Genomic DNA, 23,234 nt, shown 5'->3' with positions numbered 1-23,234 from the left:
ACGGATGCCGCGGATGCTGAGGAAGGATTCAGTCATGACTTTTGTCCCTTGCGAAAGAGTGACGCGAGCACCATCAGAACGATGGTGAATGCGATGAGAAGGGTGGAGGCGGCGGCAATAACCGGCGTCAGATCCTGCCTAAGCGTCGCCCAGATCTTGACCGGGAGGGTTTGCAGCGTCGGGCTCGCCATGAAGATGGCCAGCACCACCTCGTCCCATGACGCGAGGAAGGAGAACACTGCTGCAGCGAAGATGCCGTGGCTGACCGAAGGAACGGTGACCCTCAGGCGCGCCTCCCAGGGACTCGCACCGCACAGAACCGCGGCATCTTCGATCGATCTGTCGAAACCCTCGAGGGCGTTGCCGATCGATATGATTGAAAACGGCAAGGCGATCAAAAGATGGGCGATAATAAAGGCGAGCGTCGTACCTGCCAGGCCGAGCTTCAGGAACAGGGCGTAAAGCGCCACCGCCAGCACGACCACCGGCAGGATCATCGGCGTCAGGAACAACGCGCGCAACGCTTCCCGCCCCGCAAAAGTACCTCTGTTGAGGCCAAGTGCGGCCAGGAACCCGATGGCGACCGACAAAACGGTCACGATGGCGGCGATCTTCAGGCTGGTCAGAGCCGAGTAGAGCCAGCGCGGGTCCGAGAACAGATCTTGATACCATTTGAAGGTCCAGGATGGCGGCGGAAAGATCAGCCATTGCGACGAGCCGAATGACAGCGCGGCGATGAAGACGATCGGCAGGACAAGGAATAGGCAGACCAGGGCCGTGAGACCGATCAGGAAAGCGCGAAGCCCGCCGAGTTTTTCGAAATCGAGCAGCATGATCACCTCGCCCTGTTGGGATTGAAGTACTTGAGCTGCACCGCGTAGAGCGCAAGCGTGACGACGAGAAGCACAAGCGCTGCGGCCCCGCCCATTCCCCAATTGACGAGCGATTGCACGAACTGCGGCACAAGCTCGGCAAGCATCATGTTGGACGTGCCGCCGAGCAGCGCAGGGGTGACGAAGTAGCCAAGCGACATCACGAAGACCATGAGTGCGCCAGAGGCGATGCCGGGCAGCGAAAGCGGCAACAGCACGCGCAGGAAACACTGCAATCGAGTGGCCCCACAAAGGGCTGCCGCGCGCAAAATAGCGGGATCGATGGCGCGGATGACACCGATCAATGGCAATATCACGAAGGGCAGCATGATATAGGTCATGCCAATGGTGACGCCGACGAGATTGTTGACGAGTGGAAGCAGCGTGTCGATGATGCCAAGCCCGATCAGGGTCTTGTTGATGAGACCCGTGCGCTGCAACAGCACCATCCACGCGTAGGTGCGGGCAAGCAGGTTCGTCCACATCGACAGGATAATGATCGCCAGGATGAGCCGCGACCACCGCTCGGGCATGATGGCGAGCAGCCAGGCAACCGGGTAGCCTACTACAGTCGCGATGATGGTGACGACGCCGGCAACGACAAACGTGTTGAGGAAGATCCTCAGATACGTAGTCGAGCCGAGAAGGGTCACGTAGTTCTGGAGCCCCGGTTCAGGCTCCAACACGCTTCTCAGCAGGAGCATCAGCACCGGAAGAATGAAGAAGATCGCGACGAGCAGCAGCGCAGGGACAAGATAGCCGAAGCCGCTGTCCTTCGTTCCGCTTCCCGTGCTGGCAGTCGCCGAAAGAGCCATAGTCGATCATCCGTTGGGTTGAAGGCGGACCGGCTCGAAGCCGGTCCCCAAGCGTCTGGGGAGACCGTTCTTATTTCGCCTGCCACGCGTACCAGCGCGTGCCGATCTCATCGCGATGCTCGGCCTTGCTTGGCTCCCTTTCAGTCATCGGCTTGATATGGAAGCGGGAGAAGGCGCCCCGCAGCCCATGCCCGATCCTCCTCTGTCACGGTCGCCGATGTCGCCCGCAAGGCGGGCGTCTCGAAGGCCACCGCCGCGCGGGTTTTGGGAGGCTATGGAACCGTGAGCGACCATGTGCGCGATGCCGTGACCGCCGCTGCCCGTTCCCTTAACTACCAGCCGAACGAATTGGCCCGCAGTATGACGACGGGGCGTTCCGGCACGATCGGCGTGGTGGTGGGCGATATCGAGAATCCGTTCTTCAGCCTAGCGATGCGCGGTATCACCGATGTCGCCCGGCAGACCGGCTTCACCGTCATCCTGATCAATTCTGGCGAAGACGCCGATGCGGAAAAATCCGCAGTTCGAACCCTGCTTGCAAAGAGGGTGGACGGCCTCATCGTCTCGCCGGCCAAGGAGAGCGATGCCGACCATTTGCGTGAAGCCGCCCGTTCCGGCCGGCCGCTCGTGCTGCTCGACCGCGGCAGCGAAACGCTCGACATCGACACCGTGATCGCCGACGACCGGCACGCCGCAGAAAACATCACACGCCGGTTCATCGCGCTCGGCCACCGGCGTATTGCTTATCTCACCGCCTGCGACACTCCCGATCACCGCTTCCGTGCGCCGACCGACATCAATACCGGCTCGGTGCGCCGGCGGATCGAGGGTTTTCTCGATGTCTGCCAGAAGGCTGGCCTCGAGCGAATGGAAGACTGGGTGCATGTGGGCGCCGTGACGCCGGAACACACCTACCGTATCGCCACCGTCATGCTCAAATCCTCGCGGCGTCCGACAGCGGTCATCGCATCCGACAGCGTGATCGGCCTTGAAGTCTTCAAGGTCTGTCGCGAACTTGGCCTCACTATTCCAACTGACCTGTCGCTGGTGTCGTTTCACGACGCGGACTGGACGTCCGTCACGACACCGCCCGTCACGGTCGTGCGCCAGCCCGTCTACGGCCTTGGCGAAGCGGCGGCCAAGCTATTGGTCGAGCGGCTTAACGGAAACAGCGCGGAGGCGACGCGCGTGGTCCTGAAGACGGAAATCGTCGAGCGCGCCTCCGTGGCCACCGCGCCCGCATAGATATTCGGCGCCGTCAGAAATGGACCCCAAGCCGCAGGCCGCATAAGCCCATCGCCTTCTGACCGCGTCGCCGATCCTGTGCAGTTCGAAGCCAGAGGAGGCCGGGCACGCAGAGGCGTTGAACCGACCAGTCTTTCGATCTCCGTGACGCCAGCATTCACCGAGAGCGGCCGCTATTCGTCGAAGACGTCGTTCACTGGCATCGCCCCATGCTCGACAATGACCTGCGCTTGGATTTCGCGTGGTTCCCGGTCAGTCAGCAAATGACGCAACACTACCTCGCGCCGCCCTCGTGCGCGCTCACCGAAACCAGTTCGTGCTCCAGCAGAACCCGCACACCATGTTCGGCGAGCGCTTTCCGGTAGGTAATGCTCAAACGATGCTCCATTTCCGGCGCGATGGAGGGATCGCCCGTAACGAACGTCACTGCCTTGCCAGCCGCCGCGATTTCCGCGGTAACCGAGGGCGCTGGGTGGCGTCCGGTCGCGATGAAGCCGGGCTTTCACGGCCAGAACGAGTGCCAAGCCGATCGGTAGCCTCCAGCAGGGCGACCCGATGCCCCCGCTCGGCCAGCACTTCCGCCGCCGCCAGACCCGCCGCCTGCGGCGAACGCTCGATCACCTGCGGCAACCGGGTCTCTCGAACTGTTGGCGGACTGTGGATGCAATGCACCGGGCGATAGAGACAGTGCGAAGCCCCGACGCAGGGACGGATCTGCTCCTCGCTGCCCGATCGCAGCTTGTTGACGATCTGCGGATCGGCCATGTTAGCCCGCGTCATACCGACCATATCCACCAACCCCGCATCGACCGCATATCGCGCCGTCTCAACATCGGCGGTCCATTAATCGGGCAAAACTCGTAAATCAGATGCGCTCGTGGGCCGGCCGAAAAGGAACCCTTGGCCATAGTTACAGCCAAGCTCTCGTAGTGCGTGGAGTTCAGCCACCGTTTCAACCCCCTCGGCGACGACCTGCTTTCCCAGTGCCTTCGCCATATCGATGATGGCCTTCACAATGGCATGATCGGCGCTCGATCCGGTCATCGCACGTACGAAGGAACCGTCGATCTTGATCTGGTCATAGGAAAATTCCTTCAGATGCACGAGTGAAGCAAAGCCGGTACCGAAATCGTCGAAAGCGACGATAAAGCCGGCCGTACGCAGCGCCTCAAGCTGCGTGCCGATATCGCCACCCTGCTCCGACAGCATGACCCCTTCCGTGACCTCGACCTGGATATGACGAGGTGACAGCCCTGCTGAGCGGGTTGCGCCAAGGATTTCATCCACAAGGCAAGGGCTGCCGGGCAACCCGATAAACTGTGACGACGAAACGTTGATCGCAATGTGCCCGAAATCGACACCGGCCGTCGCCCACGCCTTGGCTTGAGCGACGGCGCACCGCAGAACATGGCTGCCAATACGTCTGGATAATATCGGCTCGTCGAAAGCCGCGGAAAACGCCGTAGGACCGATTACTGATCCGTCGGGCTTCTTGAGCCGCAACAGAGCCTCAAAACCAATGCGCCTTCCCGTATCGAGCGCTATCTTCGGCTGGTAGTGGAGCAGAAAAGAACCATGCAGGAGCGCTTCTTCGGCAAGCACCAGCGCCGCCTTGTCGGCATTTGCGCGACCCAGCCGGCCAGAGTCGATCGAGACAACAAATAGCGGTCTTCGGATTGCAGGAGACGTTCCACGGCGCAACGCGCCAGCCGATCCAGCAAACCGCGCACGTCGGCGCCTAAACGTCGCGGCACCCGATCGAGAACGCAGAGCGAGCCGAGGCGAAGCCCCGGTTCGATCTCCAGCGGCACGCCGGCATAGAAACGGATCCTGTCGCTTCCGGTAACGAAAGGGTTTTCGGCAAAGCGGACGTCGCGAGCGGCATCCGGCACCACGAAGGGCCTCGACGACCGGATCGTGTGGTCGCAGAAGGCGTCCGCTCTGGAGCACCCATCCCCTTCAATGCCCCGCTTCGACTTGAACCATTGGCGTTCGCCATCCAGCAAAGTGATGGAACCGATCGGCGTATTGGCCGCGAGGCAGGCGGCATTGACCAGTGCATCGAGCACCGGATCCGGGCCGGACGACACAATGGACAGTTCTCTCAGACGTTTGAGGCGAGCCGTTTCGTCCGGCGGGGGGCCTTCGGGTCCGAACGATTCCACGGAAAGCACATGACGGTCATCACACTCAGGCATATGGCTCTTCTACTCTCACCGTTGTTGGATTTCGCTCAGGCGATAGCCCACGCCGCGGATCGTCTTGATGACCTCACCGCTCGCGGCATCCAGTTCCGCAAGCTTGCCGCGCAGCCTTTTGATGTAGCGCAGCCTTTTGATGTGGACGTCGATCGTCTTGTCGCGCGGCTCGTGTTCACGAAACAGCGCCTGGCGTGCAATGCACGACTTTGAGCAGTCTTCTCCCACACTGTTGAAAAGGACCTGCAGTATCCTTCCTTCGAGTGCGGTCAGCGGCTGACTGGCGCCGTCGAAATCCATCGACAGGCTTCCGATGTCGCAATGCCGCAAAGCCCTGCGGCCGATCCATCGCCCCATGCAGGCGATGGTCGCGGGCGCGCAGTACCGTTTCCGGCCACTTGCAAAACCCTATACCCGACGACAGCTTGCGGAGACTTTGCGGAGGGCTATCGACGCATCGCAAGACAATCGATGAGCGCCTGTGTCGGAGATTAGTCGAATGGGGACCGACCAAGCCGTTTCGCCGGTAGCGCTGATAGCCGTCCTCGTCAGGCGCAGTCCGATCACCCGTTGCCCGTGGGCTCCGCCGGCCGCAGCCGCCATATGTCGATCGGTTTTGCCAGCAAGCGGTCGATCTGGCTCAGCAGCGGCTTCAGGTGCTGCATTTCCATGTGCGCGTCGAGATCCGCCTGGCTCTTCCAATTCTCGTAGAACACGAAGACGTGGGGATCCATGGCATCGACGTGAAGGTTGTAGTCAATGCAGCCATTTTCGTCCCGGGTAGGCTCGACCTGATCGACGAGAAGGCGGAAAAGCTCTTCTCGCGTTTCCGGTCGGGCTGTCAGCGTTGCAATGAGCGAAACGATCATGGCATCAGCTCCGCTTCTGGCTGAGCGCGACGGCAAGAATGATGATGCCGCCGCGGGCGATCAGTTGCTGGCTGAATTCGAGCCCCATCAGAATGAGACCGTTGTTGATGAGGCCGATCATCAGGGCGCCGACGATGGTGCCGATCACCGTTCCCTTGCCGCCGAAGAGGCTCGTGCCACCGAGCACCGCAGCCGCGATGACCGAGAGTTCGTCGCCCTCGCCAAGCTGGAAGCGGCCGGATTGTAGACGCCCCGCATAGAGCATGCCGGCGAGCGCTGCCGCGAGCGACGAGATGACCAGCACCTTGAACTTGATTGCCTTCGTGTCGATGCCGGAATAGTGCGCCGCCGTCTCGCCGCCGCCGGTCGCCAGGACCCGCCGGCCGAAGCCCGAGCGCCGCAGCGCGATATGGCCGATGCCGCCGAGCACCGCCATCCAGAAGAGCAACACCGGCACCGGCCCGAGATTGCCACCGCCGAAGAGCCAGGAATAGCCGGGCGACAGGATCGGTACCGCCGCCGTCGCGGATATCCACATGGCGACGCCCTTGGCGATACCCATCATGGCAAGCGTGGTGAGGAATGAGGGAATGCCAATGCGGGTGGTCAGCCATCCGTTGAACATGCCGACCGCAAGACCCGTGGCGATGCCGGCCCCGACGCCGACGATCGGCCCGCCTGCGGCGATTGCCATGGCCACGGTGACGGTCGAAAGGCCCGCGACCGCGCCGACCGAAAGGTCGATCTCACCGGCCGACAGAACGAAGGTCATGGCGATCGCCATGACGGCGATCATCGCCGTCTGCCGCACGATGTTGAGCAGGTTGTTGGGATTGAGAAACCCCTTGTCGGCCAAAGTCACCGCGAAGACGAGGAAGACTGCGACGAAGCCGATATAGATGATGTTCTGGCGCCAGTTGGCGAAGAAGGCGTTAGCCATTGGATACCTCTTGAACCGCAAGGGCTTTCTGGATTTCGATTTGCAGCCGCTGTTCGGCCGCCTGGAGACGGTGGGCAAGGTCATCGGCGGGCACAGACGGGTCTTCCAGCGCCTCGCGCGCCAGATCCTGGTGCACGCGTCCCTCGGACATGACGAGAATGCGATCGCAGGCGGTCAAAAGCTCGGAGAGTTCGGATGAGATCATGATGATCCCCTTGCCGGCGGCGGCAAGCTCGCGAACCAGACGGATGATCTCGGACTTCGAACCGATATCGATGCCTGCCGTCGGCTCGTCGAGGATGAGGATGTCCGGATTGGTGGCGAGCCACTTACCTATAACCACCTTCTGCTGGTTGCCGCCCGAAAGCGTCGAGACGGCGTGGTCGCGGCTCGCCGTTTTCACGCGCAGGCGCTCGATTTGCGCGTCGGTCAGGTCGTTTGCCGCCTTCGCATCAACGAGGCCGCCCGTGGAAAGCCGATCGATGACGGCGAGTATCATGTTGGAGGCAACCGAATGGGCGGGGATTATGCCCTGCGTGGCACGCGCTTCCGGCACCAGCGCGACACCCGCGGCAATCGCGTCGCCCGGCTTACGGATCGCGACGGCGCGGCCCTTGATGTATATCTCGCCCTTGACCGCCGGGTCGATGCCGGCGATCACCCGCGCAAGCGACGAACGGCCCGAGCCGAGCAGTCCCGCGAGCCCCAGGATTTCGCCGCGATGCAGCGTCAGGGAAATGTTCTCCGGCTTGTGAAGGCCGCTGACATTCGCGAGTTCCAGCAGCACTTCGCCCTTGACGGCCTCGCCGCGCTCGACGTCCGACAGCCCTTTCGAGCGCCGGCCGACGATATGCTCGATCATCGTGTCGATCGGCAATTCACTCAGCGGCGCGGTGATGACGTGGCGACCGTCGCGCAGGATCGTCGCGCGGTCGGCGATGCGGGCGATCTCGTCCATGCGGTGGCTGACATAGATGATCGCCACCCCCTTCGCCTTCAGCTTGCGCAGGAAGATGAAGAGCCGCTCGACATCGGAAACGGCAAGCGCCGTCGATGGTTCGTCCAAAACCAGCACCTTGGCATCCTGCGAGATCGCCTTGGCGATCTCAGTCAACTGTTTCTGGCCGGCGCCGAGATCGCCGACCACGGCCTTCGGATCGACGAAGACGTCGAGCAGCGCGAAAATGTCCGCCGCGCGCCGCTCGGCTTCCCGGTCGTCGATAAACCCCGTGCCGTCGCGCCATTCGCGTGTCAGGAAGATGTTCTGCGCGACCGTCAACGTCGGGACCAGGCTCATTTCCTGGTAGTTCATCGCGATGCCGGCCGCGCGCGACGCCTCCGGCGTATGCGTCGTCAGGGGCAAGCCGCCGACCTCGATTGCGCCCTGGTCGGGGCGATGCACCCCGTTCAGCACCTTGAGGATCGTCGACTTGCCGGCGCCATTGCCGCCAAGCAACGCATGGACCTCACCGGGCAGGACCTCCAAGGATACGCCGTCGAGCGCGCGTACCCCCCCGAAAGCCTTGGAAATGCCGGTCATGCGGACGGCAGTGGCGCTAACAGTCATCCCACCTTCTCCCATTGGCCCGTCTCACCGGAGCGGATAAGGGCGTCGGCGACGAGTTCGGTCAAAAAACCATCTTCGAAGTTAGGGCTCGGCTGCCGGTTCTTCGCGATGGCCGAGAAGAAATCGTAGCACTCGACGATCTTCGTCTCCGAATAACCGATGCCGAGACCGGGGATCGGCCAGAGGCCATCGCCATAGGGGTGCGCCGGGCCGGTATAGACAGTGCGGAAGCCGCGCGCATCTGCCGGATCGTCGGCAAACATCACCTGCAGCTCGTCGCGGCGCTCGTAGTTGAAGTGGATCGAGCCCTTGGTGCCGTGGATTTCCAGTGTGATGAAGTTGTTGCGGCCATAGGCGTTGCGGGTCGCTTCCAGGCTTCCGATCGCACCGCCCTCGAATTTCAGCATCGAGACGACCTCGTCGTCGACATCCACCTCACCGCGTTCGGCATCCTTCGCTTTCTCCGCGGCGCCAAGTTTGTCGATGCCTCCCTGCTGGAGCGGCCGCGTCTTGTTGTAGGTCGTGGTCAGGGCGTTTACCTCGGCGATCGGGCCGACGAGAAAGTGCGCAAGATCGACCACATGCGTGGCGATGTCGCCGATCGAGCCGGACCCGGCGATCTTCTTCTGGAAGCGCCAGGAGAGCGGTGAATCCGGGTCTGCCGACCAGTCCTGCAGATAGGTGCCGCGGAAATTCAGGATCCGGCCGATGCGTCCCTCTTCGATGTACTTCCTGGCAAGCGCCACCGCCGGCGTGCGGCGATAGTTGAAGGCGACCATGTGGATGACGCCCGCGGCCTTCACCGCGTCGCGCATCGCCCTCGCTTCTTCGACGGTGCGGGCAAGCGGCTTCTCGCAGATGATGTGCTTGCCAGCCTTCGCCGCCTCGATGGCAATCTCGGCATGCACATTGTTCGGCGTGCAGATATCGACGACGTCGATGTCCGGCCGATTGACGACGGCCCGCCAGTCCGAGGACGCTTCCTCAAAGCCGTAGCGCCGGCGCGCTTCCTCCGCCATGCCGTCTGTCACGTCGACGACGACCTTGCGATTGGGAATGGCCGGTGCGGGCCAGAAGAACATCGGCATGGAGGCATAGGCCATGGCATGCGCCTTGCCCATGAAGCCGCCGCCGATCATGGCGACGTTCATCACTTTGGTCATCAGTTGTCTCCTGAAAGAGGTCGGCTGCAGCGAGCCGCGTTCCATCTGCCGGCAGAAGCCGGATCATGTCGTTCGGCGCGGAGCACGGGGGTCGCGCCCCGCGCCTGTTCGGTCACTGTGAGAGGCTTGACTTGATGTTGTCCGTCGCCTCGGTGGAATAGACCGCTTTCCAGCCGTCGAGCAGCGTCTCTCGCGTCACCGGTAGAGCCGGCAGTGCGACGAAGGCGGGCGCCTGCTTACCAAGCAGCGCATATCCGGCAAGCTTGGCTTCGACCACACCGGCGTCGTAGGGCCGCTGCGCGCCGAGCCCCTTGACGAAACCGCCCTGCGCCATCGAGATCGCCACGTTCTCGCCGAGGTCGATCGTGGTAATGGCAAGATCGTCGCGGCCGGCAACGCGCGCTGCCGAGATCACGCCTTCGGCTGGCACGTCCCAGACCGCCCAGATGCCGTTGATGGCCGGGTTGGAGGTGAGGATGGCGGACGCCGCCTTTTCCGCGTCACCCGAGAAGTCCGGTCCGCCGATACCCTGCTCGGCCACAATCTTGATATTGGGGTAGTCGGACGCGATCGTTGCCTTGAACCCATCGTAGCGCTGCCTGGTTACGAAGAAGTCGGCAGCATGGAAGACAACTCCGATATCCCCCTTCCCGTTCAGCGCCTTCGCCATGAGATGCGCCGCGGCGACGCCATTGCCGTAGTTGTCTGCCGACACGACTGAAACGTAGTCCTTCCCGGCCACAAAACCGCTCGGAACGTTGTCCATGAAGACGAGCTTGGTGCCAGCCTCTGCCGCTGCCCTATAGGCACCGGCGGTCGCTGTCGGGTCGGTCGGGATGGACACGATTATGCTCGGCTTCTGGGCCATGATGGTCTCGATGTCGGAGACCTGCTTTTCCGGCTTGAAGCCAGCGTCGGTCACAGCCAGGACCTTGATGCCCATCGCGGCAAACTGCGTTTGCAGGCCGTTGATCTGAGCGCGCGACCAGTCGTTGCCGCCGTAGTGCATGACGATCGCAGCCGTTGCGTTCATCGCCTTGATCTTCGCCAACTCCTCCTCGGTCAGCGTCACATCGGAGGCGGGCGACGGGTCTTCACCTGAGGGCCCTTTGGACAGAACGGTCTTTTGAAGGTCAGCCAGAGCGGTGTCCGGATCGGCGAGGGCCGATCCGGCATGGGCAAGGGCGAACGCCAGTACGGCGGCCGTGCCCAACAGAGTTCGTCTTTTCATCATCACTTTCTCCTCCCGAAAGTGGGGCTCCCGCCCCGGTGCCGGCCGTCAGGCCGATTTAAGATAGGCCATGCTCGCCTTTGCTCCCTCAAGCGGATCAGGCCAGGAATCGAGTTCGGTACAAACCCAGCCGGAAAAGCCGGCCTCCCGAAGGGCCGCGATGATGCCGTCCGTTGGAACGTCGCCACGGTCTATCGGTGTGAAGGCGAAGGGCTCTTTCTGGAACCCCTTCAGATGGACATAGGAGATGCGCGCCGCATGCTCGCGGACAAGCGCCGCCGGATCGCCGCCAGCAGCCGCGAGATGGGCCGTGTCCGGGCAGAAATCGATACCGGTAAGCGCGAAAATCTTGCGCACTTCCGCCGGTCCCTCGACAATCGTCGAAAGATGGGGGTGGTAGTGGGCGGTAAGGCCCCGCGCTTCGGCGATCTCCTTCACCCGGTCGAGCGCTGCCGCCAGCTTGTGATAGTCCGCCTCGCGGATGCCGTCGAAGCGCTTTGCACCCCCGCCGACGACGAGATGCGGCGCGCCCAGTTCGGCGGCGCGATCGGCAGCACGGACGACCCGGGCAAGCTCCTCCGGCAGAATATCGTCGAAGATGAAATTGCCACCGGCATAGGTCGCGACAAGCGCGAGACCGTTGTCGGCAAGCAGGGAACGCAAGTCCTCGATGCTGAAATCGAGAAGGTTGCCGTCGAAAAGCTCGACACCCTCGTAGCCCGCCTCCGCTATGTCGGCAAAGGCGCGGCTCATGTCGCCAAACGTCCGGTAGGCGAGATTGGTGATCGACGTGACGCCGACCGCGTCCCCGCCCAGGCTGCCCCAGCAATTCGCATGATAGGCGAGCTTGAAATCCGACATCGGCGCTTCCTCCCAGTGACCGTCGTTGCAGCCGGTCTTACGCCGAAGAAAATTCGATGTCAAATATTTATCGGCATAACTGCAATATCTTTTGCTGATTTAATGCAAAAGTATGATGTTGCCAGTCGAAACAAGCCGCTTTATCAAGGGATGGAAGGCAAATTTGCCAGAAAGGAAGAGCCATGCCGACGACGGCGAGCGTGCAAACTGATGGGCATCCGCGCCGCAAAGGGCGTCCGCGCGTCTCCGAAACCGCTGCACCCAGCCTTGTCGATATCCTCAACCTCGTCCGCACCGAACAGGCCACCACCCGCCAGGAGATCGAGCGGCGCAGCGAGCTTGGACGCGCCGTCGTCGCTGATCGGCTCGGAACGCTGTTGGAGCTCGGCCTCGTCGATGAAAGCGAGCTCGGTACCGCCACGGGTGGCCGGGCGCCGCGCCTTGTGCGGTTTTCGGCGGACCGCGGACGCATTCTTGTCGCCACGCTCGATCAGACCGCACTTGGCGTGGGCGTTGCCGATCTTGCCGGATCGCTGCTCATGGAACATCACGAAGCGACCGAACTCACCCAGCCGGTCTCAGCCCTTGCCGAACGGTTGGTGACACTCTTCCGCTGGATTCTCGAGCGGCAGTCAAATCCTCAACTTTACGGGATTTCCATTTCCGTCCCCGGCGCCGTGTCCGACGGCGGCGAGACACTCTTCCAGCGCGCCACACCTGGTGTCCTGCCGGGTTGGGAGAGCTTTCCGCTGGTCGAGACACTGGTGGCTGCCTTCAATGCTCCAGTCTGGCTTCGCTCCAGCGTCGAAACGATGACGATGGGCGAACTTCACGCCGGCGCCGGACGCAATCAGCGCACGATGCTGCTGGTGAAGGTCGGCAAACGCATCGGCGCCGGGCTGGCAAGCGACGGGACGCTGTTTCGCGGCGCTCAAGGCACCGTCGGCCTCATCGGCTCCATACCGGTGACGATAGGCGACAGGACCGGCACGCTGGAAGCAATGGCGGGATCGGACCACATCGCCCAGGATGGCAGGCTTGCGGCGGGGAACGGAGCGAGCCCGGTCCTCGCCGAGCTTGCGCGGCGCGGCGGCGACATCACGGCGCTGGAAGTCGCCCAGGCCGCACAGATGGGTGATGCCGCGGCAATCGAGATCCTGTCGCAGAGTGGCCGGCTGATCGGCCAGGTGGTCGCGACGCTCGCCAACATGCTCAATCCGGCGCTGATCGTTCTGTGTGGCTCGATCGCCCAGACCAACGACATTCTTCTCGCCTCGGCGCGCGAGGCAATTTACGGCGCCTGCCATCCGCTCGTCAGCCGCGATCTGCAGATCATCCGCTCCCAGATGGGTAGTTCATCGGGGCTCGTCGGGGCCGCCATCGTCGCGACCGAAGGCCTGTTCGCAGCCCCCATGCTGCGAGACTGGATCATGTCGGGCCATCCCCAGGCGCATCCGCTGTTCCAGCAGATGAAAAACGAAATCGCCCGACGGACGGTCATCAAGGGAGACAGTGTCCGGCCGCCGGACATGTGAGGAGGATGGAATGGCGATTACTGGTCTTGGCCCTCACGGCGAGCGCGCAGCAGCACCCGAACGGGTGCTGCTGCTGCCCGAGGACATGGAGCGGGCGCGCGCCGGCGGCTTCCGCGTCGCGATCGTGCTCCACACGCTTGAGAGCGACTGGGCCAAGCAGCAGCTTTCGGGCATCGTCGGCACGCTCGGCAATTGCGGGATCGCCGTCATCGACGTGGTCGATTGCGCCTTCGACCCGCGGGCGCAGATCGAAGCGCTTGAGCGCCTGATCCTCGAGGCGCCGGATGCAATCATATCGCTGCCCGTCGCCAACTCGAAAGTCGCGGGCTCGCATGCGCGCGTGTCGTCGGCCGGCATCAAGCTCGTCCTGCTCGACAACGTGCCGACCGGCCTGCTTCCGGGCAAGGACTATATCTCGCTGGTCTCGGCGGACAATTTCGGCCTCGGAAAGATCGCGGCCGAAGGATTGTCGCCGCATCTGCGCGAGGGTGCCGAGGTCGGCGTGCTCGGCTATGACGCCGATTTCTTCGCGACCAACGAACGCGAGATCGCTTTCGTGAAATGGATGCAGGTCAACCGCCCGGACGTTTCGCTACGCGTGCAGCGTTTTCCGGCGCTGTCGGCGGTCGCAGCAACCACGCGGACTCTTGCCGAAGCCCATCCGGAACTTGCCGGCCTCTTTGTCGTCTGGGATACGCCGGCAATGACCGCCGCCCGGGTTCTCGAGACAATGGGCCGCAAAATTTCGATGGCGACCGTGGATCTTGGCCAGGAGGCCACAATCGGGCTTGCGGCCAACGAGCCGCTTGTGGCCATTGCCGCCCAGCAGCCGTTCCGCCAGGGCGAAACAGCCGCGTCCATCACCGTCACCGCCCTCCTCGGCCGGCTTGCCCCGGCCTGGGTCGCCCTTCCAGGCCTCGCCGTGACGGCGCGCAATGTCGTGGAATGCTTTCAGACCGTATGGCGCATGCCTGCACCGCATGAAGTTCTCCGCAGGCTCAGTCTCGTCGGCCGGAAGAGATCGAACCGGCATCGACCTTGAGAGCTTGACCCCTTGAAGGGTTGCAGTTTCTGGGAAAGGAACAATATTTAAGCGATGTCGAATGCTCTGCGCATCGCACGTGGCCGCTTCGGGAGAGTGGCGCTGCTGGATATGGATCGGCCCCTTGTGCGGCACGCGCACCCGCATTGCCATGTCCTGCTGAAGGTCGAGGGGGCCGACACGCAGTTTTCGGTGCGCGATCGGCTCGTCCCGCTGACAGACGAAAGTGCGGTTCTCATCAACGCCTGGGAACCGCATGCCTATGCGCACGACCAGACGCGTCCGAAGACGGTGATCCTTGCGCTTTACATCGAACCGCAGTGGCTCGGCCATTTCCGGCCGAACTGGACGACGAGCCACGCCCCCGACTTCTTCGCCTCTAATGTGGGTTCGATCAGCCCCAATATCCGTTCGCGCACGCACGCGCTTTCGCAATCCATGGTGCACGAGCCCAACAGCACCGAGGTCCACGAGGTGCTTCTGGGCGAACTGATGATCGCCGTTATCGAGCGTTTCGCCGACTGGCGCGCACTACCGAATTCGATCCGTGACCTCGCATCGCGCCCGATGCTCGACTTCCGCATCCGCAAGGCCGTCGAGCGCATGAAGGCGGCACCGGGCGAGATCTCCGATCTCGACCGTCTGGCGATCGACGTCGGCCTGTCGCGGGCGCATTTCTTCCGGCTGTTCGAAACATCGATGGGGGTGACGCCGCGCGTGTTCCTCAACGTGCAGCGGCTCGAGCGGGCGGTTACGGCCGTCGCCGACGGACCGCAGAGCTTCGCGGCGATCGGCGACCAGCTCGGCTTTTCCGTGCCGGCGCATTTTTCACGCTTCTTCCACGATCATGCCGGGTCGTCGCCCAGCATCTTTCGCAATGTCACCCGCCTCTCGGCCCAAGAATTTGAGACTCCTCGGTAAGGCCTGATACGCCTCGGTATCGCCCGATCACGCCCCCATCTCCACTCTTTGCTCCACGGCACCCTCCACCAACGGGTGCGGGAGGAGAACATGACGAGATTGGAAACGACGGGTGGCCTGATCGGCCGGGCCGTCGAACGTGTCGAGGATGCCGGACTTCTGACCGGCCGCGGCCGCTACATCGACGACCTGCCGGTCCGGCGTGACACCGCGCATCTGGCGATCCTGCGCTCGCCCCATGGCCATGCCGGGATCAGTGCGATCGATACGAATGCCGCCCGCGCGCTGCCCGGCGTCTTTGCCGTCATGACCGGCGCGGACGTGGCAAGGCTCACCCGCAGCATGACGGTCGGAGTAAAGGCCAATGTCGAATGCTGGCCGATTGCCCGCGATCGGGTACGCTATGTCGGAGAGCCTGTTGCTCTTGTCGTCGCCGAAAACCGCTATGTCGCCGAGGACGCGCTCGACCTGATCGAGGTCGACTACGAGACGCTGGCCGCCGTCATCGATCCCGAGAAGGCGCTAGCGGCGGACGCACCGGTGCTGCATCCGTCGCTCAGCACCAACCTTATCAACGAGCGCGCCTTTCGCTATGGCGACCCGGAAAAAGCGTTCGCGGCGGCCGCCCACCGCGTTTCCATCCGCATCGCCTATCCGCGCAATTCCTGCACGCCGATCGAGACCTACGGCGTCATCGCGGAATATGATCCAGGCGAGGACGCCTATGACGTCACGGCGAATTTTCAGGGGCCGTTCTCGATCCATGCGGTGATTTCCCGCGCCCTGAACGTGCCCGGCAACCGTATGCGACTGCGCACGCCGCCCGATTCCGGCGGCTCCTTCGGCATCAAGCAGGGCGTGTTTCCCTATGTCATCCTCGCGGCCGTTGCCGCACGCGTCTCCGCGCGGCCGGTAAAATGGATCGAGGACCGGCTCGAACACCTGACGGCATCCGTATCGGCGACCAACCGCGTCACGACGCTGGAGGCGGCCGTCGCCGCCGATGGCCGCATCACCGCGCTTTCCTGGGATCAACTCGAAGACTGCGGCGCCCATCTGCGCGCGCCAGAGCCGGCAACGCTCTACCGCATGCACGGCAATATGACCGGCGCCTATGCGATCGAAAATGTCGCCATTCGCAACCGCGTCGTGCTCACCAACAAGACGCCGACCGGGCTGAACCGTGGTTTCGGCGGGCCGCAGATCTATTTCGCGCTTGAACGGCTGGTGCACAAGATCGGCGACGAACTACTCCTTGACCCGCTCGACGTCATTCGCCGCAACCTCGTACCGGCGGACGCCTTCCCTTACCGCACCGCGACCGGCGGGCTGCTCGATTCGGGCGACTACCGGGCAGCGCTCGATCGCGCCACCGCGGAAGGCGGCCTCGATGCGTTGCGGCGGCAGCGGGACGCAGCGCGCGCCGAAGGGCGGCTCTACGGCATCGGCTATGCGGCGGTGGTCGAGCCGAGCGTCTCCAACATGGGTTACATCACGACCGTGCTGACGCCTGAGGAGCGGGCAAAGGCCGGGCCGAAGAACGGCGCGCAGGCCGTCGCGACGGTCGCCATCGATCCGCTCGGTTCCGTCACCGTCAAGGTGGCCTCCGTGCCACAGGGACAGGGTCACCGCACCGTTCTGGCGCAGGTGGTTGCCGAGCGGCTCGGGCTTGCCATGGATAAGGTGCGCGTCAACACGGAACTCGACACGGAGCGCGACGCCTGGTCGATCGCGTCCGGCAATTATGCAAGCCGCTTCGCTCCCGCCGTCGCGGGCGCTGCAGCACTTGCGGCCGACCGCATCCGTGCCCGGCTCTCAACGATCGCAGCTCGCCAGCTCAACATCACGCCTGACCGCGTGGACTTCAGGGCCGGAACGCTGCTGGACCGCGACAATCCGGACAACGCCGTCTCCTTCGGACGCGTCGCAGCCGCAAGCCACTGGGCGCCCGGCACCCTGCCCGAAGGTACCGACCAGACGATCCGCGAGACGGTCTTCTGGACACCGGACGAGCTTCAGGCCCCGACGGCTGCGGACGGCATCAACTCGTCGCTCTGTCACGGCTTCATCTTCGACTTCTGCGGCGTGGAAATCGACCGGAAGACCGGCCAGGTGCGTATCGACCGCTATGTGACGATGCACGACTGCGGCCGCGTCCTGCATCCTGGCATGGTCGACGGCCAGGTTCGCGGCGGCTTTGCGCAGGCAGTCGGCGCCGCGCTCTACGAGGAGTATGCCTATGGCGGCGACGGAAGCTTCCTGACCGGAACGCTCGCCGACTACCTGATCCCGACCGTCTTGGAGACGCCGGAACCGCTGATCCTCCATTACGAGACGCCCTCGCCCTTCACACCGCTCGGGGCCAAAGGCGTCGGCGAGGGCAATTGCATGTCGACGCCCGTCTGCATCGCCAACGCCGTCGCCGATGCGCTCGGCGTCGAGGACATCCGGCTGCCACTGTCACCAAGCCGGGTCAGCGAATGGCTCTATGGCGAAGAGCGACCGCCGTCGAAGCCGCTAGATCAGACCCCGGTCGCCACCGGCGCCTCAGGCGAGCGGATGCTGACCGGTTCGGGTTCGGCTGAGGTTACCGCCACCCGCGAATCGGTCTGGGCGATGCTGCTCGACCCGAACACGCTGAAGGCGATCATCCCCGGTGCGCACGAGGTCCGGAAAGTTTCCGACACGCATTTCCGCGCCGAGGTCACACTCGGCATCGGGCCGGTCAAGGGCCGCTACCGCGCCGACATCCGCCTGTCGGACATGGTCGAGCCGGAAACCGTTACGCTCTCCGGCGGCACGGAAGGCGCACTCGGCTCCGGCCGCGGTACGGGTCGCGTCACGCTGACCGAAACCACCACCGGCACCCGCATCGACTATCGCTACGAGGCGGCGATCGGCGGCAAGGTCGCCTCGGTCGGCGGGCGCCTACTCGACGGGGCGGCGCGCGTGGTGATCGGCCAGTTCTTCCAGGCGCTCGCCCGTCATGCCGGCGGGGGCGCGCCTCCCAGCGCCGCCGCCGGCTTCATCCAGCGACTCTTCAACCTCTGGAGGCGCCGATGAAACCCGCATCCTTCGATTTCCTCTGCCCGGAAACAACAGAGGAAGTACTTGCCGCGCTCGCCGAAGGTGGCGGCGAAGCGCGCGTGATCGCCGGCGGACAGTCGCTGGTGCCGATGCTCAACATGCGGCTCGCCCGCCCTGCCCTGCTCGTCGACATCATGCGACTTGAAGCATTGCACCGGATCGAGACATCGGGCGACGAAATCGTCGTCGGCGCGGCCGTGCGGCAGGCGGAATTAGAAGCCTGGCCAAGCCTTCTGCTCGACCTGCCGCTTCTGGCCGCCGCCTTCCCGTGGCTCGGGCATGTGCAGACGCGGGCTCGCGGCACGGTCTGCGGCTCGATCGCCCATGCCGACCCGAGCGCGGAGCTGCCGCTTTCCCTGGTGACGCTCGGCGGCGCGGTCAGCCTGCGCAGCCGCAAACAGAAGCGCAGGGTCAAGGCGGACGACTTCTTCGTCGGTATGATGGCCACCGACCTCGCCGAGGGCGAGATGATCGAAGCCGTACATTTCCCGAAGGCCCGGCGCGGCAGCGGCTACGCCTTCCGCGAGGTCGGCCGCCGGCATGGCGATTTCGCCATCGTCGCCTGCGCGGCCGTCGCCGATGACAGGGGCTCGCGGCTCGGCATTGCCGGCGTCGACGACCGGCCTCGCGTCTTCCCGCTGCCAGCGCTCGACGACGACCAGTTCGACGATGCCATCAACGACATCGCCTGGTCGCTGAACGCCCGCGACGACATTCACGCAAGCGCGCGCTACCGGCGCGAACTGGTCCGCAGCCTTGGCCGCGAGACCCTGAAGGAGGCAAGCCGATGCCGCGAATGAACGCTGCCCAGAAGCACCCGGTCGACTTCACCCTGAATGGCCGAACCGTCCGTGCAGAGGCTGAAAATCGCATGCTGCTCTCGGACCTGCTGCGCCACGAGATCGGGTTGACCGGCACCCACGTGGGCTGCGAACACGGCGTCTGCGGGGCCTGCACCGTGCAGATCGACGGAAGGCCGGCCCGCGCCTGCCTGACGCTCGCCCAGCAGGTGCGCGGCAGCGATGTGCGGACTGTGGAAGCGCTTTCGCCCGACCCGGCCGAACTCTCGCCGCTTCAGGCGGCCTTTCGCCGCCACCACGGCCTGCAATGCGGCTTCTGCACACCCGGCATCCTGATGTCGCTCGACGTCCTTTTGCGTGAGCGTCCCGACGCGGGCCGGGAAGACATTCGCGAGCACCTCTCCGGCCATCTCTGCCGGTGCACGGGCTACGCGACCATCGTCGAGGCGGCGCTCGCCGCCGCGGAGGAACAACGGAAGGAGGAGAAACCGAATGTTTGATCTTGGAACGAGCTTCCTCGCAAGCGTCGAGCGCGACCCGGACCGGCTCGCGATCGTCGACGGGGCGATGCGATTGAGCTATCGCGACTGGTACGGCAAGGTCTCGGCGCTTGCCGCAGCCCTCAACGAGACCGGCCTGAAGCGGGGCGACCATGTGCTCACCGTCATGCAGAACCGTTGGGAGAACGCGTCGCTGCACTGGGCCTGCCAATTCCTCGGCCTGATCGTCACGCCGCTCAACTGGCGGGCCAAGGCCGACGAGATCGACTTCGGCATCGCGGATGCCAGCGCAAAGGCCGTGTTCTACGAGGCCGCGACGGAAGAGGCCGTGCGCCTGTCGCGCCTCGCGCGGGACCTGCCGCAATTCTCCACCGATGCGCTCGCCGGCATCATGGATGGCAGCGCGCCCGATGCGGTGCCCCAGGCAGACGCTGCGGACTGGTCGCTGATGCTCTATACATCAGGCACGACTTCGAAGCCGAAGGGGGTGCCTCGACGGCATCGGGCCGAGCGCGCCGGCGCCCTGGCCCACGTCGCGCAGAACCTCTACCGGCATGGCGAGCGCACACTTGGCGTCATGCCGCTGTATCACACGATGGGCGTGCGTTCGCTGATCGCGTCCGCGCTGATCGGCGGGACCTTCGTCTGCCTGCCGCGCTTCGACGTGGGAAAGGCGCTCGATCTCATCGATCGCGAGAAGATCACCAACCTCTATCTGGTGCCGACGCTCTACCACGATCTCGTGCATCACGAAGCCTTTTCGCCCGAGCGCGTCGCCTCCATCCGCAAGCTCGGTTATGCCGGCGCTTCGATGACCGACGGGCTCCTGAAGAGACTTGATCAGACTTTCAAGCCCGAACTTTTCGTCAATCATTACGGCTCGTCGGAGATCTACACCTTCACGATCGAACAGATGGCGGCCGGCAAGCCCGGCTCGGCCGGTCGCGCCGGCATCAACCAGATGATCCGCGTCGTCAAACTGGGCAGCCGCAACCCGGACGAGCGGGCGGCCGTTGGCGAAGAAGGTGAAATCATTGCACTGATGAAGAGCGACGAGGCCTTCGAAGGCTACTGGAACCGGCCGGACGCGGATGCCAAGGCGCTTCACGGTGGCTGGTATTTCACCGGCGACACCGGCTTTGTCGACCCGGATGGCGATCTCTTCGTCACCGGGCGGGCGGACGACATGATCATCACCGGCGGCGAGAACGTTTCGCCGGTCGAGGTCGAAAGCTGTCTGTCGCTGCATGAGGGCGTTGCCGAAGTCGCCGTCGCCGGCCTGCCGGACGAGCGTTGGGGCAAGATCGTCGTCGCCTTCGTCAAGCGGCGCGGCACTGTTACGGCTGAGGAACTCGATCGCCATTGCCGCGAATCCGGCCTTGCCAACTTCCGCCGGCCGCGCCGGTTCGTCTTCGTCGAGGCTATCCCGAAATCCCCTGTCGGCAAGCTGCTGCGCCGCCTTCTGGTGGCCGGTGAGTACACCGAAGAACGCATTCCCGAACATCAGTGAGCGGCCAGAACGCCCCCAGACCCACGAAAGGAAAATCCATGACTGAACAAGCCGCATTCCAGGACCCACGCCTCGCAGAGCTCGACGGATTCACCGTCACGATCGATGCGGCGCGCCAGCGCGCCGACATCACGCTCGACCGCCCGCCCTACAACGTCGTCTCCATGGTGGCGCGCGATCAGTTGCGCCTGGTCTTCGAGGCCCTCGAGGAGGACGATCGCGTGCGCATCATCGTCGTTGCCGGCAAGGGCGAGCACTTCTCGTCCGGCGGCAACATCAAGGGCTTCCTCGAGGCAAGCCCGGAGCACGTCTCCCACCTCGCCTGGAACATCGCGGCACCGGCCCGCTGCTCCAAGCCGGTGATCGCTGCAAACCGCGGCTATTGCTTCGGCGTCGGCTTCGAACTGTCGCTCGCCTGCGACTTTCGCATTGCGACGGATACCACGCGCTACGCGCTGCCTGAGCAGAAGCTCGGTCAGATCCCGGGTTCCGGCGGCTCGGCCCGCTTGCAGAAGATGGTGGGCGTCACCCGCACCAAGAACATCGTGATGCGTTCGAAGCGGATCACCGGCCAGGAGGCTTACGACTGGGGCATCGCCTCGGAAATCGTTGCGGATGCCAATCTTGAAAAAGCCGTGGATGCGCTCGTCGAGGAACTGATCGGCTTTTCGCCGCTTGCCCAGCGCACCGCCAAGAAGCTCCTGAACGACACCGACGACGCGCTGCTGTCGACGGCCATCGAACTCGAGGGCCACTGCTACAGCCGGCTTCGCACATCGGAGGATTTCCGCGAAGGTGTGCTCGCCTTCCACGAAAAGCGCGCGCCGGCCTTCGTCGGGCGCTGAGGTATCGGCCGGGCGGGAACCCGACTGCATTTTCCGCGAGGAGGGAGCGGCCTCGGATCCGCTTCGGGAGGATTGAAAATGGACACGATACAGCAGACCACACAGGAAAGACGCCTTGTCGAACGGGGACCCGGCCTTGCGTCGGGTCTGCGCGACCTGCCGAAGCATCTCGGCATCAAGACGATGAGCGCAGGCCTCGTCGCCGCCATCTTCGGCTGCTCCGGCCCGGCTCTGATCGTCATCGGCGCAGCCGAGGCAGGCCATCTGTCCAATGGGCAGACTGTGGCCTGGCTCTTTGCGATCTACGTGCTTGGCGGGATCATCAGCCTTCTGCTTGCACTCTACTACAAGCTGCCGGTCAACGGCGCGTATTCGATCCCGGGGGCGGCCCTCGTCGCCGGATCGCTTGCGACCATTCCGTTCAACGAGGCTGTCGGCGCCTTCATCCTTGCGGGCGCGCTTGTCCTGCTGCTGGGTGTCACCGGGCTCATCGGCAAGGTGATGCGTTGGCTGCCGATGCCCATCGTCATGGCGATGATCGCCGGCGCCTTGATCCGCTTTGCGACAGGCGCCGTGACCGCGCTCGGCACGGCGCCGCTGATTGCCGGCGCAGCGATCCTCGCCTTCTTCGTCTCCATGCGGCTGTCGAAGACCATTCCGCCGGTGCTGGCGGCTCTCGTCGCCGGCCTGATCGCGGCGCTCGCGACCGGTGCGGTCGGAGGCGGCGCGGCCAACATCGCCTTCGCAGCGCCTGAATTCACGATGCCGGTGTTCTCCATCGATGCCTTCTTCGCGATCGCCATCCCGCTCGCCCTCCTCGTGATTGGCGCCGAAAACGCGCAGGCAACCGGCGTGCTGATGGCCGAAGGCTACCGGCCGCCAGTCAACGCGATGACCATCATTTCCGGCGTGGGCGGTGTGGCGGCCGGCTTCCTCGGCGGCCACAATGCCAATATCGCAGGCCCGATGACAGCCATATGCTCGTCCGAGCAGGCCGGCGAGAACAAGGAGGGGCGCTATGCCGCGACGGTTGTCAACGGCGTGCTCTTCGCCGCCTTCGGCCTCCTTGCCGGCGCCGCCGTTCCGATCGTGCTCAGCCTGCCGTCGGCCCTCATCGGCACCGTCGCCGGCCTTGCGATGATCGGCGTGCTCCTGTCCGCCTTCCAGAACGCTTTCGGCAAGTCGCTCGGCAATCAGACCGGCGCGTTCGTGGCGCTTGCAGTCGCCATGTCG

General features: G+C 64.1%; 22 protein-coding genes and 1 pseudogene. 10 read left to right on the top strand and 13 right to left on the bottom strand.

What is annotated here, in order from left to right; all coding sequences use genetic code 11:
• Positions 1-32 precede the first annotated feature (32 nt).
• Positions 33-833 (bottom strand): ABC transporter permease, encoded by an 801-nt coding sequence (locus I8N66_RS24710; protein WP_291159304.1) that lies wholly within the window; start codon positions 831-833, stop codon positions 33-35.
• A 2-nt stretch (positions 834-835) separates the two neighbouring features.
• Positions 836-1,687 carry an ABC transporter permease gene (locus tag I8N66_RS24705; protein WP_291159302.1) on the bottom strand — a complete coding sequence of 284 codons (852 nt, stop codon included), beginning with the start codon at positions 1,685-1,687 and terminating at the stop codon, positions 836-838.
• A gap of 192 nt (positions 1,688-1,879) precedes the next feature.
• On the opposite strand from I8N66_RS24705, the pseudogene I8N66_RS24700 reads away from it, so the two are divergent.
• A pseudogene (locus tag I8N66_RS24700) lies at positions 1,880-2,932 on the top strand (LacI family DNA-binding transcriptional regulator); the annotation flags it as partial.
• Positions 2,933-3,206: 274 nt separating this feature from the next.
• Here the strand turns inward: I8N66_RS24700 and I8N66_RS24695 are convergent.
• The 11 genes from I8N66_RS24695 to I8N66_RS24645 all read right to left on the bottom strand — a co-directional run bounded on the left by I8N66_RS24695 (position 3,207) and on the right by I8N66_RS24645 (position 11,761).
• Positions 3,207-3,359 (bottom strand): hypothetical protein, encoded by a 153-nt coding sequence (locus I8N66_RS24695; RefSeq protein WP_291159301.1) that lies wholly within the window; start codon positions 3,357-3,359, stop codon positions 3,207-3,209.
• Positions 3,356-3,712 (bottom strand): NAD(P)-binding protein, encoded by a 357-nt coding sequence (locus I8N66_RS24690; RefSeq protein WP_291159298.1) that lies wholly within the window; start codon positions 3,710-3,712, stop codon positions 3,356-3,358. The genes I8N66_RS24695 and I8N66_RS24690 overlap by 4 nt, the downstream gene beginning before the upstream one ends.
• Before the next feature lie 63 nt (positions 3,713-3,775).
• The gene (locus tag I8N66_RS24685) at positions 3,776-4,534 is read right to left on the bottom strand and encodes an EAL domain-containing protein (protein WP_291159296.1); all 759 of its coding nucleotides are present in this window, start codon (positions 4,532-4,534) and stop codon (positions 3,776-3,778) included.
• A complete protein-coding gene (locus tag I8N66_RS24680) occupies positions 4,474-5,130 on the bottom strand; it encodes a GAF domain-containing protein (RefSeq protein ID WP_291159293.1) in 657 nt (218 codons plus the stop codon). Before I8N66_RS24680 ends, I8N66_RS24685 begins: the two co-directional genes overlap by 61 nt.
• Positions 5,131-5,145: 15 nt before the next feature.
• Entirely contained in the window at positions 5,146-5,430 is a 285-nt protein-coding gene (locus I8N66_RS24675) for a winged helix-turn-helix domain-containing protein (protein ID WP_291159291.1), read from the bottom strand.
• A gap of 263 nt (positions 5,431-5,693) precedes the next feature.
• Positions 5,694-5,999 carry a putative quinol monooxygenase gene (locus I8N66_RS24670; RefSeq protein WP_291159288.1) on the bottom strand — a complete coding sequence of 102 codons (306 nt, stop codon included), beginning with the start codon at positions 5,997-5,999 and terminating at the stop codon, positions 5,694-5,696.
• A 4-nt stretch (positions 6,000-6,003) separates the two neighbouring features.
• Positions 6,004-6,939: an ABC transporter permease gene (locus I8N66_RS24665; RefSeq protein WP_077967017.1), complete on the bottom strand. Its 936-nt coding sequence runs from the start codon at positions 6,937-6,939 to the stop codon at positions 6,004-6,006.
• The gene (locus I8N66_RS24660; RefSeq protein WP_173422309.1) at positions 6,932-8,506 is read right to left on the bottom strand and encodes a sugar ABC transporter ATP-binding protein; all 1,575 of its coding nucleotides are present in this window, start codon (positions 8,504-8,506) and stop codon (positions 6,932-6,934) included. Before I8N66_RS24660 ends, I8N66_RS24665 begins: the two co-directional genes overlap by 8 nt.
• Complete coding sequence (locus tag I8N66_RS24655; RefSeq protein WP_291159281.1) at positions 8,503-9,669, bottom strand: Gfo/Idh/MocA family oxidoreductase; 1,167 nt, start codon at positions 9,667-9,669, stop codon at positions 8,503-8,505. Before I8N66_RS24655 ends, I8N66_RS24660 begins: the two co-directional genes overlap by 4 nt.
• A 112-nt stretch (positions 9,670-9,781) precedes the next feature.
• Positions 9,782-10,903 (bottom strand): substrate-binding domain-containing protein, encoded by a 1,122-nt coding sequence (locus I8N66_RS24650; RefSeq protein ID WP_291159278.1) that lies wholly within the window; start codon positions 10,901-10,903, stop codon positions 9,782-9,784.
• A gap of 45 nt (positions 10,904-10,948) precedes the next feature.
• Entirely contained in the window at positions 10,949-11,761 is an 813-nt protein-coding gene (locus tag I8N66_RS24645) for a sugar phosphate isomerase/epimerase family protein (RefSeq protein ID WP_218685801.1), read from the bottom strand.
• 182 nt (positions 11,762-11,943) lie between these two features.
• Here I8N66_RS24645 and I8N66_RS24640 point away from each other — a divergent pair, with 182 nt between their 5' ends.
• The 9 genes from I8N66_RS24640 to I8N66_RS24600 form a co-directional block, all read left to right on the top strand.
• Positions 11,944-13,296, top strand: coding sequence for an ROK family protein (locus I8N66_RS24640; protein ID WP_291159272.1), 1,353 nt, complete (start codon positions 11,944-11,946; stop codon positions 13,294-13,296).
• 10 nt (positions 13,297-13,306) lie between these two features.
• Positions 13,307-14,338, top strand: coding sequence for a substrate-binding domain-containing protein (locus I8N66_RS24635; protein ID WP_113541074.1), 1,032 nt, complete (start codon positions 13,307-13,309; stop codon positions 14,336-14,338).
• 54 nt (positions 14,339-14,392) lie between these two features.
• Complete coding sequence (locus I8N66_RS24630; protein WP_291159270.1) at positions 14,393-15,259, top strand: AraC family transcriptional regulator; 867 nt, start codon at positions 14,393-14,395, stop codon at positions 15,257-15,259.
• 90 nt (positions 15,260-15,349) lie between these two features.
• Entirely contained in the window at positions 15,350-18,322 is a 2,973-nt protein-coding gene (locus tag I8N66_RS24625) for a molybdopterin cofactor-binding domain-containing protein (RefSeq protein WP_291159269.1), read from the top strand.
• Positions 18,319-19,146 carry an FAD binding domain-containing protein gene (locus I8N66_RS24620; protein ID WP_291159266.1) on the top strand — a complete coding sequence of 276 codons (828 nt, stop codon included), beginning with the start codon at positions 18,319-18,321 and terminating at the stop codon, positions 19,144-19,146. Before I8N66_RS24625 ends, I8N66_RS24620 begins: the two co-directional genes overlap by 4 nt.
• Positions 19,134-19,646, top strand: coding sequence for a (2Fe-2S)-binding protein (locus tag I8N66_RS24615; protein ID WP_291159263.1), 513 nt, complete (start codon positions 19,134-19,136; stop codon positions 19,644-19,646). The genes I8N66_RS24620 and I8N66_RS24615 overlap by 13 nt, the downstream gene beginning before the upstream one ends.
• On the top strand, positions 19,639-21,156 hold the full coding sequence (locus I8N66_RS24610) for an AMP-binding protein (protein ID WP_291159260.1): 1,518 nt from the start codon (positions 19,639-19,641) through the stop codon (positions 21,154-21,156). The genes I8N66_RS24615 and I8N66_RS24610 overlap by 8 nt, the downstream gene beginning before the upstream one ends.
• Before the next feature lie 38 nt (positions 21,157-21,194).
• Positions 21,195-22,001, top strand: a complete 807-nt coding sequence (locus tag I8N66_RS24605) for an enoyl-CoA hydratase/isomerase family protein (RefSeq protein WP_291159257.1) — start codon at positions 21,195-21,197, stop codon at positions 21,999-22,001.
• Positions 22,002-22,079: 78 nt separating this feature from the next.
• Positions 22,080-23,234, top strand: a 1,155-nt coding sequence (locus tag I8N66_RS24600; protein ID WP_291159254.1) for a benzoate/H(+) symporter BenE family transporter, incomplete at its 3' end; no start/stop codon positions are given.

The organism is Ensifer sp. SSB1 (genome assembly GCF_016652895.1).
GTDB lineage: Bacteria > Pseudomonadota > Alphaproteobacteria > Rhizobiales > Rhizobiaceae > Ensifer.
Note: the sequence above shows the minus strand (reverse complement) of the source record. Positions and strands in the feature narration are given on the sequence as shown.